This window comes from Ohtaekwangia sp. (genome assembly GCF_036568665.1).
Classification (GTDB): domain Bacteria; phylum Bacteroidota; class Bacteroidia; order Cytophagales; family Cyclobacteriaceae; genus Ohtaekwangia.
The window spans coordinates 16,352-28,702 of sequence record NZ_DATCSD010000243.1 but is presented as its reverse complement, the minus strand read 5'-3'; the positions used below and the strand labels follow the sequence as shown (position 1 = coordinate 28,702).

The following is a 12,351-nucleotide window of genomic DNA, read 5'->3' as shown; positions in this document are numbered from 1 at the left end:
GAGTATATATTTGCCATTGGCGAAGCGGCCGTGCATGGTAATATAGTATACGGACTCGTTGCTCCCGGCTATGACATGGCCGAGATCGTGGCGCGCCAGATTACAGGCGATACTTCGAAACAGTTTACCGGTTTCGATATGTCAACCAAATTAAAACTCATTGGTGTAGATGTAGGAAGTTTTGGTGATCCGTTCTGCGATGCCACACCGCATATACCCATCGTATTCAAGAACAAACACAAAGGCACATACAAGCGCATCAATATATCGGAAGATGGTAAATACCTGTTGGGAGGAATTTTGATTGGCGATGCCAGTCAGTATAATATACTTCACCAGATGGTTATCAATAAAATGATGTTGCCGGAAAATCCGGAGACATTAATTGTTGGAGGAGGCGGTAAAGTAAATGACGAAGCTGCCGGTGTGAAAGGACTTCCGGATATAGCGCAGATATGTTCATGCGAAAATATTACCAAAGGCACAATCGTTGAGCAGATCACTTCCGGTGGTGCTACCTGCCTGGACGACATAAAGAAATCTACGAAGGCATGCACCGGTTGTGGTGGTTGTACACCCATGGTAAATGACCTGTTAAAGATCACACTCGAATCACTTGGCCATAAAGTAAAAAAATCACTCTGCGAACACTTCGACTACACCAGACAAGAGTTGTATGATATTATTAAAGTAAAGGGTATCAAAAGTTATGAGCAGCTTTTGAATACCCACGGTGCAGGAGATGGTTGTGAAGTATGCAAGCCCGCTGTTGCTTCGCTGATGGCCAGCATATGGAATGAGTTGATTGTAGACCAGGATACCATTCAGGATTCCAACGATCGCTACCTGGCAAACATTCAACGCGGAGGTACCTATTCGGTAGTGCCACGTATAGCAGGAGGAGAGATTACGCCACAAAAACTTTCTGCCATTGGGCGTATAGCCGAGAAGTATAATCTATATACTAAAATTACCGGTGGCCAGCGCATCGATATGTTTGGTGCACACCTCAATCAATTGCCTGATATATGGGAAGAGTTGATTGCCGAAGGTTTTGAAAGCGGTCACGCATACGGTAAAGCATTACGCACGATAAAAAGTTGCGTAGGCTCTACGTGGTGTCGGTACGGTGTGCAGGATTCTGTATCCTTCGCAGTATTTATCGAAGAGCGCTACAAAGGGTTACGCGCACCACATAAACTGAAAGGAGCAGTATCCGGATGTATACGCGAGTGTGCCGAAGCGCAGTCGAAAGACTTTGGTATAATCGCTACAGAAAAAGGATGGAACCTGTATGTATGTGGCAATGGTGGTGCAAGACCTCAGCATGCAAAATTACTCGTAGCCGATGTTGACACCGAAACGTGTGTAAAGTATATAGATCGTTTCCTGATGTTCTATATCAAGACTGCTGATCCATTGACGCGCACAGCCACCTGGCTGAATAAGATGGAAGGTGGATTGGAGTATCTGTATGATGTAGTAGTAAATGATTCGCTCGGTATAGGAGAAGAGTTGGAAAAAGATATGGCCGACCTGATTGCGAACTATCACTGCGAGTGGAAAAAAGTAGTGGAAGACCCGAAGCTTCGTGCCAAGTTCAAACACTTCATCAATACAGAAGAAGCTGATCCAACTATTCGCTACGTGGATTTGCGCGGACAGAAAATGCCAATCGATTGGAATAAGTAAGGAATGCATTGCTGTAGATATACTATATCCGGCAGGGCTTGACGAAAATATATACTATGCAATTACACAATGAGATAAAAACATTTACACCTTCCGGTGATGCTGACGTATCGATATGGTTTAAAGCTGCACGCGTAGAAGATTTTCCGGAGAATGGCGGAGCCTGTGTAAAGTATAAAGATATGCAGATAGCAGTCTTCAATTTTACACGAAGAAATGAGTGGTATGCCTGTCAGAATTTATGTCCGCATAAAATGCAGATGGTGTTGTCGCGGGGGATGATCGGTTCATTGGGCAGCGAACCCAAAGTAGCATGTCCGTTTCATAAGAAAACCTTTTCACTCAAGTCGGGCGAATGTCTCAATGCAGATGAATGCAGCATCGCTGTATTCCCTGTAAAAGTAGAAGAAGGTTTTGTTCACATCGGCTTTACCCGGTAAGGCGAATTTCTTCCATACTCAGTTTAGGTTGATGTCAGGCGTATACTCGCCTGGCATTTTTTAATTAAACTCAGTAAGCACGCCTCACAAAGCGTTAGTATTTCACCGTATTTATTACGTAATTTCCTACGTAAATGACCTTAGAATTTAATCCCGAAGGAAAATTAAAGTTCAACCGCTTCAGCAAGCTGGGCATGTGGTATATTCTGGCCCTCAGTGTTATTGCTACGGTATCCATCATTGGTCAGTTCCTCATTCAGAACCATTTGGAAAATCAATTGAGCGACTCTCATGTGATCAACGTAGCGGGTCGCCAGCGTATGTTGAGTCAGCGCATCACCAAGTGTGTGCTGTTATTAAAGCCCGGGCAGGATAACAGTGTACGAAAGGAAATTCTGGATGAATTGAAAACTTCACTTCACGTCTGGACTATAGCGCACAACGGATTGCAACAAGGTAACGATAGTATGCACTTGCCCGGAAAGAACAGTGCAGAGATTCGTTCGATGTTCGACAAGATCAACGATCACCACATGGCTATGCGCCAGAGCGCAGCAACAATCAGTGGTGAACTGAATCATAATCTTCTTGCTTCATACGATTCACTCGAAGCTCCTATACAAAATATACTTCAACACCAACGGGCCTTCCTCGATGGCATGAATCAGATCGTATTTCAATTCGATCATGAAGCCAAGCAAAAGATAGCACGCCTGAGTAAACTGGAATATGCACTGCTCGTCATTTCTATTGTAGTAATTTTGCTGGAGATACTCTTTGTATTCAGACCTACCGCTATACAGGTAAATAAAACGGTGAATCAACTGATCGCCTCTGAAAAAAATGCCAAGAAACTTTCGAAGGAGATCGGCGCGCTATATGCTTCACTGGAGAAATCGTACGAAGATCTTTCGCACGTCAACGTGCCGGAAGAAACACCCAAGATATATGCAAAGACCGACCGTGGTGGAAATATAGTCTTTATCTCCGATCTCTTTACGGAGCTTACAGGACAAGTGTTGTCATCGAAAACAATTCCGTTGAAAGATATATTTCCAGGCTCGCACCTCAATAGTGATTGGATGGACGAAGTTGTTGATCATCTTTCCGAAGGTACATCGTGGCAGGGCGTTATTCGTTACGAAGACCGATATAGTAAAGATCGCTGGGTGGATATAATGATTGTGCCTGCGTTGAACGAACAAACAGAAGTAGAGGAGTGGCTGATACTCGGTGCTGATATAACGCTGCAAAAACAGGCGGAGCAAAATATGCGGGCCAAGAGTAAAGCAGAGATCGAGAAGAAGATCAATCAGCAGAAATTCCGTTCGGTGCTGATCCTCGAAGGACAGGAAGAAGAACGCAAGCGCCTGGCAATGGATATTCACGATGGTATAGGACAGATGTTAACATCGTTGAAATTTCAGATCGAATCGATCGACCTGAAAAAACAAGATGGAGCAGCGGAGCAAAAAATTTCCGAGATACAACAACTCATCAACCAGGTGATCAAGGAAGTGAGACGTGTAACATTTAACCTGAAGCCAACAGTTTTGGGCGACTATGGATTACCGGCAGCCGTGAATGTTTTCATTCGCGAGATAGGAAAGCTTACCGATATAGAACTGGTATATACTATGGAAGGCGATACCAGCTTCAGGCTTCCGCAAAAAGTAGAGAACAATATATTTCGTATTATCCAGGAAGCGATCAATAATGCTATCAAATATTCGGAAGCATCGAAGATCGAAGTGTTGTTACGAATAACAGAGGAGAACCTCGTTATTTCAGTAAGTGACAACGGTAATGGATTTGATGAAAAACTGGTGGAGGCGCGAAGTGTAAATATAGAATCCGGTCGCGGGTTCTTCAATATGTACGAGCGCACCGAGTATATTAACGGCCATCTGGATATAAAATCGACATTGGGAAAAGGCACGGTGGTAGTGCTGAGTATACCTGTAAAATCATTGGCAACTGTATAGTAGTATATATGAGTAAGATCAATATTGTATTGGCAGATGATCACGTACTGGTTCGCAATGGTATAAAAGCCATGCTGGAATCAGATACAGACATTGATGTGATTGGAGAAGCGGGCAGCGGATTGGAAGCGTTGGAGAAAGCGCGCAAGCTTCATCCGGATATACTCGTGCTGGATATACGCATGCCGGAGATGAATGGTCTGGAAGCAGCCGCCAAACTCGAAGATTATTCTCCCGATACAAAAGCGGTTATACTCTCCATGCACGATTCGGAAGAATATGTGTTGCAGGCGCTCGATGCCGGTGCTTTTGGGTATCTGCTGAAAGACACCGACAAGACAGAATTTCTAAAAGCATTGAAGCAGATATATAGCGGCAGTAAATATTTCAGCGGGGCGGTATCTAACGTACTGGCTAACCGCCTGCTTAACGCGAAACCTTTTACCACCAGCAAGACAGCCCCTATACCTGAAACAGACGATACCTATAGTCTTACGCGAAAGGAGAAAGAGATACTCCGCATGATCGTGGATGGTAAACAGAACAAACAGATAGCAGAAGCGTCAGGTAAAAGCGTGCGGACCATTGAAACGCATCGCTTCAATATTATGAAAAAGCTAGGCGTGAATAATGCCATTGATATGGTAAACAAAGCCGTAAAGGAAAACCTGGTGTAGCGGGTGAGTAAGAAAATACGCAGCCGGTACCTATACTTCCAGCATCATTTTTTCTCCTGATAATTATGCGCTCACAGGCATAATTATTTATTTCTTTTTAGTGAATCATTATGTCGCACTAAACAAAAAGGAGGTATTATGGCTATCCTGGAAAAAAATTATGAGATTGATAATCGCACGGGTTTGAATCACGAAGGGCCCGATGCGAATATACCGGTTCGCAGATTGACTGCCAGTTCGATCATTGGCGATCGTGTTGAAAATGCACAAGGTGAAGACCTGGGAAAAATTGATAACCTCATGGTAAATCTCAATAGGGGTAATATTGAGTATGCTGTTATTGATTTCGGATCATTCCTGGGTATTGGAGGTAAACTATATGCTGTTCCATTTTCAGAACTGCACCTCGATCCGGATAAAGAGTTGTTCATTCTGAAGCGCGATAAGAGTTATCTAAAAGCTATTCCCGGCTTCGACAAAGCACATTGGCCGGATACAAACGATCACTCTTATTTCAACGATGTGAATACGTATTGGGGAACACCTTATCCGCAGTATTAAAGTTAAGAGTTGCTGGAAAAAAAGGACGCTTGTAGCAGGTGTCCTTTTTTATTCGTTTACTCCGTAATCAATGTTTATTTTAATGAAGCCTCGATAACATGCTTACGTTCAGCTTTCCATCGAGAAGGATTCACATTAAGCGTATGTAACTTTTCTTTTAACACCAGGCTATACCAGTCCCTTGCCGGTATAATTTTATGTGAATGAATTTCAAGACGGATAAATATATTTTCAGGTGGCTTTCGATAATCATTTATATACTGACTTAATTCAGAAGCTTTAATATCAATTTGTCGTGCCAGCTCTATATTCTTTATGTTTAAGGATTGTATGTAAGCTTTAAGGAAATACCCTAATCTTCTCTCGCTATCAAAAGATTCTTCCCTTAAATAATCTTCTATCTGAAACTTCAGTTGAAGCAACTGCCCTTTTAATCTCTCTCCGGATGATAGATTCTCACGATGGTTTTTGAGCACCTTTAGCATCTCAGCATTAGCCTCTTTCATCTTTTTATCGGAGAGCCTTAATGGCTTAATTAATCCCTCAGCTACTTCTGCGCGACTATATTTTTTTTGAGGTCTCTGAGTTCCTTTCCTATTCATATCCGTATTGTTTTAGGGTTTCGTATAGTATGCTGCCGAAAAGCATTAACTGAATGCCAGCTGGAATCATTTTATACTTTTCAATATAATGAGGAATTAGTTTGGTCTTCGGAAACAATGTTACTGCAGCATCAGCGCCATGTAATTTCGTAGCCTGTCTGCATACGTAAGCTATCAGATTTCCAGCGATGCCCTCATAGACCTTAGCTTTTCCCATGTTTTCCCGCGAGGAGGCCAGGAGTTTAATTTCAATTCGTTGCTCTTGATCGAAATATTCCAAGGCAATAATTCCTAAAATATCTGTAGATCCTTTAAGGGTAAGCTTGAGTACTTTGTAGGATTTATTGTCTTTAAACTCTTTCCACTTAAAGAAATACCGTTTGGCAGTCAGATGTGTATAGTCTTTTGCATCAACTGGTGTTATGGAGATTGCTTTAGCAGCACCAGTTGATATTTCAGTTACGTACACCTTGTAAAGGTAGTGAATAGTTTACATTTTTTGTAAACTATTTACATATCAATTTCGCATGGATCAGATGTCGGAATACTCAGCCGGGTGAAGTAAATATATATTGATCTTTGAAACATTATTCTGATACTCGGGCATGGAAGAAAGTTTTTTCCATTCCGGATCGTTGGCAAATGTTTTCCAATGTTCATCGCGTGAAGCCTGGTTATCGAACGAGGTCATGTACATCAGGTTGGGCATTCTGCTGCCGGCCAACACCTCGCCATAAAAAACAGCATGAAAGGCAAGGCGCTTGAAGAGCGTTACCTCTCCGCCTTCGTTGAACATGTGTACTTTGTTCTTGTGTATCTTTTCTGTATGACTTTCATAACTTCTCAATTCATAAACACGCTCATTCTTCGCGCCATTCAGTACTGGTGCTTCCAGTTGAGGCATATAGCTGAAGGCTTTGAGTACAATAGATTGCAGGCGTATATAGGGTGCGTTGGTATGTGGTGCATCTATATAATTTTTACCAGCAGCTATATATTGTTTGTCTTTTGATAACGTCTCGTATAAAGAAGAGAACTGCTCCAGCGAAGTAAAAGGCGTTAGTACATAAACTCTTTTTCCATAGTACGCTGTATCCGATTCAACCGGTTTGAACACACCTACTTTCGAAATACCTGCACGATGAAGTGCCGGCAGATAAGCGTTCTTCAGGTAATCATCTATTAGTTTTTCCTGGTCTGCATTGGCGATCTCGTAGATCTTGATTTCATAAAATTCGCGTTTGGAGGGAGCGGCATAGCCTGCTGAAAGTGTTATGATCACCAGCAGTACGGCTTGTAATAATTTCATATGTATTCTTTTATATATGGTTGTATGAAGTGAAGATAAGGAATGTTTGAACAAGGTAGGGCAAGTGATTGATGAACGGCTATATGACGGGGTTAATAAAAAACTCAGAAATGTTTTTATAGATGAATGAACATTCATTTATATTTGTACCGTTCATCATGAGAACACGAGACGAAAACAAGGAACAGGCCATCCGCCGGAAAGCGATCGAGATGATCGTAGAAGAAGGATTTGATGGCCTTAGCATGCAAAAGCTTGCCAAAGCTGCCGGTGTATCGCCAGCTACGATCTATATCTATTTCAAGGATCGCGATGATCTGATCATGCAGGTGTGGATGGGCGAGATGAAAAAAATGGTAGACGCCATTCTGAAAAATTTTGATCCGGAAGCATCCTTTGAAGAAGGTATGCGCATACAATGGATGAACCGGGCAAAATTTCTGATGGAGAATCCGATGAGCATGCATTTTATGGAACAGGTAAAATATTCACCGTACCACAACGTCTCACTCACTAAGATGGATAGCAACTTCCAGGAAGTGATGGGTCGATTCGTGCATAATGCCATCAAACGAAAAGAACTCGTCAAGCTTCCCTTCGAAGTATACTGGTCCGTTGCATTTGCCCCACTGTATCAACTGGTAAAGACACATATTTCAGGAAGAGGCCTGCGTGGAAATCCTGAGAAGTTTGAGCTGGATGAGAAGACCATGAACATGACGCTGAAGCTTGTGATAAAGGCTTTGAAACCCTGATGTATAGTTTTACCCCCAAACCCATGGAAACCATTCTTTCAGAAGTACTCATTTTTAAAACCAACATTCACGAAGCGGACGTGAAGACAGTTGCTGTTGTGTTGGATGCCGATTACAGGATTACGCGATGGAGCGTTGACTATGGCGACATTGATTGTGTATTGCGAATTGAATCACAACAATTAACAACAGAAGAAGTGATCGGGCGGGTAAGCAACATAGGTTTTCACTGTGAAGAGCTGCCGGATTAGTTGTTAAACACCACCCAATCCCACACAGCCGGCAACCTGCCTGTTGCTGGTTATAACCTTTTTAAAATATAGCTATATATGAAACAAAAACTTTTTACACGATACGAGGTATTCATCATTGCAATACTCACCATATTGCAATTCACCATTATTCTAGATTTCATGGTATTGTCGCCACTCGGTGTCATACTCATGCCTACATTGAAAATTACAACTGCCCAATTTAGTGTGGTGGTATCTGCATACGCAATCAGTGCCGGTGTTGCTGGTTTACTGACAGCCGGCTTTGCTGATAAATTTGACAGGAAAAAACTTCTTCTCTTCTTCTATACAGGATTTATTATAGGAACATTGTTGTGTGGTATAGCGACCACATATAATTTCCTGCTAATGGCGCGCATTGTTACCGGGTTGTTTGGAGGAGTAATTAGTTCTATCGGCTTTGCTATCATTGCTGATTTATTCCGAATGGAAGTGCGAGGTCGAGTAATGGGCTTTGTTCAAATGGCATTTGCATCAAGCCAGGTGCTTGGCGTGCCAATTGGATTCTATATGTCTTACAAGTGGGACTGGCATTTCCCATTTCTCCTGATTGTTGGGATAAGTGTAATTGCCTATATCCTTGTTATAGTATATATGAAGCCAATCAACGCGCATCTGCGGTTAAAGTCTGATAAGAATGCGTTCCAGCATATAGGGAAGGCTTTTTCCAAATCAAATTATCTTAAGGCGTTTGCAGCTACAACCTTGTTAGCAACTGGAGGTTTTATGTTGATGCCTTTTGGAAGTGCTTTCAGTACGCACAACTTAGGACTTAACAATGACCAAGTAACATTGCTCTATGTAATTACTGGTTTATTTTCTATGGGCACAGGACCGTTTGTAGGTAAACTCAGCGATTCAATTGGAAAGTATACTATATTTTTCTGGGGTACAATGTTATCGATCGCTGTAGTGATATTCTATGTAAACTTAGGGATAACACCGTTTTATGTTGTAACTATCGTGAGTATTCTAATGTTTACAGGAGTGTCGTCTCGTATTATTGCATCATCCGCATTGATGACCGCGGTGCCAGAGCCTGCTGATCGTGGCGTATTCATGAGTATAAATTCTTCAGTGCAGCAGATATCTGGAGGCATTGCAGCGTTTATCGCTGGTCAAATTGTAGTGGAACGCATCGACAAATCGCTTGATCGTTATGATTTGCTTGGCTATACAGTTGTTGGTACCATGTTGATCTCAGCATTGCTGATGTACTTCATCCATCTGCAAGTGGAGCGTAAAACGAAAGAAGTCAAGAATAATCCGAGTGCACCCGTCACTTCCGCAGCGGCTGCAGAAGGTGCATCAGTCCATTGATCTTGATCTCGTAAATGGTAGCGAGCATCATGCCCAGCTTGCCGGGAGGAAATCCTTTCTTGGCAAACCATTCGAGATAGGAAACGGGAAGGTCGCAGAGAACAATGCCCTTGTATTTTCCGAAGGGCATTTTCATAGCTACTATGCCACGAAGAATATCGGAGTCTGGTACGGGTTGATCGGATTCCATAAAAGTATATAGGTTAAAAACAATAATCGAACAGGATGTATACCCTGTTCGATTTGTTTTTATAGGAGAATTCAATTAAAAATTCCAGCGTACAGTTGCTCCGTAGTTCTTAGGATTACCAAGATTGGTAGCACCAAAATCATACGCGTATGCTATATATTTCGCGTCATTCAGGTTTCTTCCCCAAAACATCAATTCAAATTGACGGAATGCTACACCAGCACGGGCATTTAATATACTATAGCCTGATTGCTTGATTTGATTAGCAAGATCAAAATACTGATCGCCCAGGTTCATCCACTCACCGCGTAAAATCAAACGAAGATTGTTTTCTGCATTGAACGTATAGGTATACTGCAGAGCCAGCATCGAAGTATGACGTGGAGTAAAGATCTGGCGGTTGCCATCGTAGTTAACTTCTGCATTATCGTTTGGCAGTCGCAGGTTTTTATAAGTAGCATCTGTTAAACCAAAGGAGTAATCAACTTGTAAACCTTTTATCGGTGTTGCCTGTACTTCTACTTCAGCACCTTTGCTGGTAAGTTTACCGGCATTGCGTGTTACCGTAATAGCATCAGTCGCAATAAGCGTTGGCACCTGCGCATCGTTCACCGTTATATAATATATAGCAGCATTCAATTGCAGGCGGCCATCGAGGAAGGAGTTCTTTGTACCTAACTCACCATTAAAGCTATACTCTGGCTTGTAAGCATAAAGCGGTGCCTGCGAAGGGTCAGACGACAACTGTGTTAAACCTCCTGCACGAAAACCACGAGTACCGGTGATATATAGAGTATTGTTATCAGTAAAGCGATAGGAGAGACTCAACTTGGGCGATACGGCACTGAAAGAAGTTGTTGCTGTAGTGTCAGCTTTTGTTTCAAATATAGCATCAGGAACACCATCGGCAAAGAACTGTCCGTGTACCTGCTGCTTCTTGTGTTCGTAGTCGTAACGAATACCGGCAGTAATATCCAGTTTCTCAACAAGCGTATATGTGGCTTGACCATAGAATGCCAAACCGTTGCTGGTGCCGGTAGAGGTGTTAAGTATATAGGTATGCGGCACAGCATTCTCATCAATAAATGCAGCATCCTCACCAAAATGTGTAGCCTGCTTCACCGGGTTATCCTGGTGGAAGAGATAAGCACCTGCTGTCCACTTGAGGGGTGATGATGTAGCCGCAGGTGATGATAGTTTAAATTCCTGTGTATATACTTTTACGTTGTTCCAATCTTTACCATAATCGTTGATAATCGTAACGCCATCGATCGGAGAAAAGTCACCGTCAATTGGCTCTTTATATATACGATAGTTGGATTGATAGGTAGAAAGTGAAGTAAAGTTGAGTGCATTACCGGCATAGTTAACAGCGAGTGAACTGTTAAATATATTATCAACCAGCGTAGTGGTTGCATTCTGATTTACTCTATATGGATTTGCCAATGCATCTTGCGGACTTCCTGCCAACGGGAAAGCTCCGTTGTTACGATTTATACTCTGCTTTACATTCAGTGTAAAAGCAAGTTTGGAGGTAGCGAGGTATTTCAGATAATAATTACCGGTAACATTATGCTTCTTGTCGAAATCATTCTGATAGAAATCATTTTTATAGAAGCCGTTATTACGATCATACATACCAGCGACACCCAAGAACAGTTTATCTTTTATTAAAGCAGTGCGCACGCCAAATCCATAACGTTGCTGTCCGTAGTTACCGATGTTCGCTTCTACAAAACCACGTGTAGTATTGCCCGGCTCTTTGGTGATGATGTTAATTACACCAGCCATAGCGTTGCGGCCATAAAGTGTTCCTTGCGGACCGCGCAATATTTCGATGCGCTCCACATCAAACAACTGTGCTATATATGTATCAAGACTGAATTGATTAACACCATCTATATAGGTAGCCACTGCAGGATCGTATGAAGTAGAAGTTATACCGCGGATAGAAGTTACGTTACGGTTATCGCCAGGATTGGAAGAATATAGATTCGGAACAATAGCCGTGATGTCTTTGATATTCCATAATCTATACTCATTTACTTTGCGTGCAGAAAGCGCGCTGATGCTAAACGGAATTTTCTGAAGCGACTCTTCTGTTTTCTGCGCAGTTACTACAACATCATCAAGTTGTGTTACCGACTCTGTCATGGTAACGGTAAGGGCAGGCGCATCGCTGCCGACCTGTACTTCCGTCTGCACGCTGGCATAACCAACTGCTGTAACCGCGATGCTATATTTACTGGCAGGTACATTGGCAATTGTAAAATTTCCGGAGGCATCTGTTACAGCACCAAAGTTTGTATTCAGCAGGTGAACTGTGGCACCTTCCAACGGACGCGATTCTGCATCTGTAATTTTTCCAGAGAACGACACGTTCTGCGCAAAAGCAACTGCACTCGTCAGAAAGAGATAAACATAGAGTAATGACTTTTTCATGTGGGGAGTTTGAACCGTTAATTTTTTAAAATGGCTGCTATACTACTCTGGAAAACTATAAGATCAAATGGCAATTGTGTAGAAA

At 42.3% G+C, this 12,351-nt stretch carries 13 protein-coding genes; 8 read left to right on the top strand and 5 right to left on the bottom strand.

Going from position 1 to position 12,351, the window contains the following annotated elements; all coding sequences use genetic code 11:
* The 5 genes from nirB to VIN08_RS13555 form a co-directional block, all read left to right on the top strand.
* Nucleotides 1–1,692 (top strand): nitrite reductase large subunit NirB (gene nirB / locus VIN08_RS13575; RefSeq protein WP_331965935.1); only part of this gene is annotated, 1,692 nt, incomplete at its 5' end.
* Between the two features lie 56 nt (nt 1,693–1,748).
* Nucleotides 1,749–2,132, top strand: a complete 384-nt coding sequence (nirD, locus tag VIN08_RS13570) for a nitrite reductase small subunit NirD (RefSeq protein ID WP_331965932.1) — start codon at nt 1,749–1,751, stop codon at nt 2,130–2,132.
* Nucleotides 2,133–2,266: 134 nt separating this feature from the next.
* Nucleotides 2,267–4,117, top strand: a complete 1,851-nt coding sequence (locus VIN08_RS13565) for a type IV pili methyl-accepting chemotaxis transducer N-terminal domain-containing protein (protein WP_331965930.1) — start codon at nt 2,267–2,269, stop codon at nt 4,115–4,117.
* 8 nt (nt 4,118–4,125) lie between these two features.
* Nucleotides 4,126–4,794 carry a response regulator transcription factor gene (locus VIN08_RS13560; protein WP_331965927.1) on the top strand — a complete coding sequence of 223 codons (669 nt, stop codon included), beginning with the start codon at nt 4,126–4,128 and terminating at the stop codon, nt 4,792–4,794.
* A 138-nt stretch (nt 4,795–4,932) separates the two neighbouring features.
* On the top strand, nt 4,933–5,355 hold the full coding sequence (locus VIN08_RS13555) for a PRC-barrel domain-containing protein (RefSeq protein WP_331965924.1): 423 nt from the start codon (nt 4,933–4,935) through the stop codon (nt 5,353–5,355).
* A 74-nt stretch (nt 5,356–5,429) separates the two neighbouring features.
* Here the strand turns inward: VIN08_RS13555 and VIN08_RS13550 are convergent, their stop codons facing one another.
* The 3 genes from VIN08_RS13550 to VIN08_RS13540 all read right to left on the bottom strand — a co-directional run bounded on the left by VIN08_RS13550 (nt 5,430) and on the right by VIN08_RS13540 (nt 7,266).
* Nucleotides 5,430–5,957 carry a helix-turn-helix domain-containing protein gene (locus tag VIN08_RS13550; RefSeq protein ID WP_331965921.1) on the bottom strand — a complete coding sequence of 176 codons (528 nt, stop codon included), beginning with the start codon at nt 5,955–5,957 and terminating at the stop codon, nt 5,430–5,432.
* Nucleotides 5,950–6,426, bottom strand: coding sequence for an N-acetyltransferase (locus VIN08_RS13545; RefSeq protein ID WP_331965918.1), 477 nt, complete (start codon nt 6,424–6,426; stop codon nt 5,950–5,952). Before VIN08_RS13545 ends, VIN08_RS13550 begins: the two co-directional genes overlap by 8 nt.
* A 63-nt stretch (nt 6,427–6,489) precedes the next feature.
* Nucleotides 6,490–7,266 carry an NIPSNAP family protein gene (locus VIN08_RS13540; RefSeq protein WP_331965915.1) on the bottom strand — a complete coding sequence of 259 codons (777 nt, stop codon included), beginning with the start codon at nt 7,264–7,266 and terminating at the stop codon, nt 6,490–6,492.
* A 158-nt stretch (nt 7,267–7,424) separates the two neighbouring features.
* On the opposite strand from VIN08_RS13540, the gene VIN08_RS13535 reads away from it, so the two are divergent.
* The 3 genes from VIN08_RS13535 to VIN08_RS13525 all read left to right on the top strand — a co-directional run bounded on the left by VIN08_RS13535 (nt 7,425) and on the right by VIN08_RS13525 (nt 9,634).
* A complete protein-coding gene (locus tag VIN08_RS13535; protein ID WP_331965913.1) occupies nt 7,425–8,021 on the top strand; it encodes a TetR/AcrR family transcriptional regulator in 597 nt (198 codons plus the stop codon).
* A 23-nt stretch (nt 8,022–8,044) separates the two neighbouring features.
* Nucleotides 8,045–8,272 carry a hypothetical protein gene (locus tag VIN08_RS13530; RefSeq protein WP_331965910.1) on the top strand — a complete coding sequence of 76 codons (228 nt, stop codon included), beginning with the start codon at nt 8,045–8,047 and terminating at the stop codon, nt 8,270–8,272.
* Nucleotides 8,273–8,350: 78 nt separating this feature from the next.
* Nucleotides 8,351–9,634: an MFS transporter gene (locus VIN08_RS13525; protein WP_331965907.1), complete on the top strand. Its 1,284-nt coding sequence runs from the start codon at nt 8,351–8,353 to the stop codon at nt 9,632–9,634.
* Here VIN08_RS13525 and VIN08_RS13520 read toward each other — a convergent pair.
* Nucleotides 9,594–9,824, bottom strand: a complete 231-nt coding sequence (locus VIN08_RS13520) for a DUF3820 family protein (protein WP_331965904.1) — start codon at nt 9,822–9,824, stop codon at nt 9,594–9,596. The genes VIN08_RS13525 and VIN08_RS13520 overlap by 41 nt on opposite strands.
* Before the next feature lie 75 nt (nt 9,825–9,899).
* The gene (locus VIN08_RS13515; protein ID WP_331965902.1) at nt 9,900–12,266 is read right to left on the bottom strand and encodes a TonB-dependent receptor; all 2,367 of its coding nucleotides are present in this window, start codon (nt 12,264–12,266) and stop codon (nt 9,900–9,902) included.
* Nucleotides 12,267–12,351: the final 85 nt, after the last annotated feature.

Coding starts and splice junctions, on each gene's coding strand:
- VIN08_RS13565 (WP_331965930.1), top strand. CDS start 2,267: ATGACCTTAGAATTTAATCCCGAAGGAAAATTAAAGTTCAACCGCTTC.
- VIN08_RS13535 (WP_331965913.1), top strand. CDS start 7,425: ATGAGAACACGAGACGAAAACAAGGAACAGGCCATCCGCCGGAAAGCG.
- VIN08_RS13555 (WP_331965924.1), top strand. CDS start 4,933: ATGGCTATCCTGGAAAAAAATTATGAGATTGATAATCGCACGGGTTTG.
- VIN08_RS13525 (WP_331965907.1), top strand. CDS start 8,351: ATGAAACAAAAACTTTTTACACGATACGAGGTATTCATCATTGCAATA.
- nirD (WP_331965932.1), top strand. CDS start 1,749: ATGCAATTACACAATGAGATAAAAACATTTACACCTTCCGGTGATGCT.
- VIN08_RS13520 (WP_331965904.1), bottom strand. CDS start 9,824: ATGGAATCCGATCAACCCGTACCAGACTCCGATATTCTTCGTGGCATA.
- VIN08_RS13540 (WP_331965915.1), bottom strand. CDS start 7,266: ATGAAATTATTACAAGCCGTACTGCTGGTGATCATAACACTTTCAGCA.
- VIN08_RS13530 (WP_331965910.1), top strand. CDS start 8,045: ATGGAAACCATTCTTTCAGAAGTACTCATTTTTAAAACCAACATTCAC.
- VIN08_RS13515 (WP_331965902.1), bottom strand. CDS start 12,266: ATGAAAAAGTCATTACTCTATGTTTATCTCTTTCTGACGAGTGCAGTT.
- VIN08_RS13550 (WP_331965921.1), bottom strand. CDS start 5,957: ATGAATAGGAAAGGAACTCAGAGACCTCAAAAAAAATATAGTCGCGCA.
- VIN08_RS13560 (WP_331965927.1), top strand. CDS start 4,126: ATGAGTAAGATCAATATTGTATTGGCAGATGATCACGTACTGGTTCGC.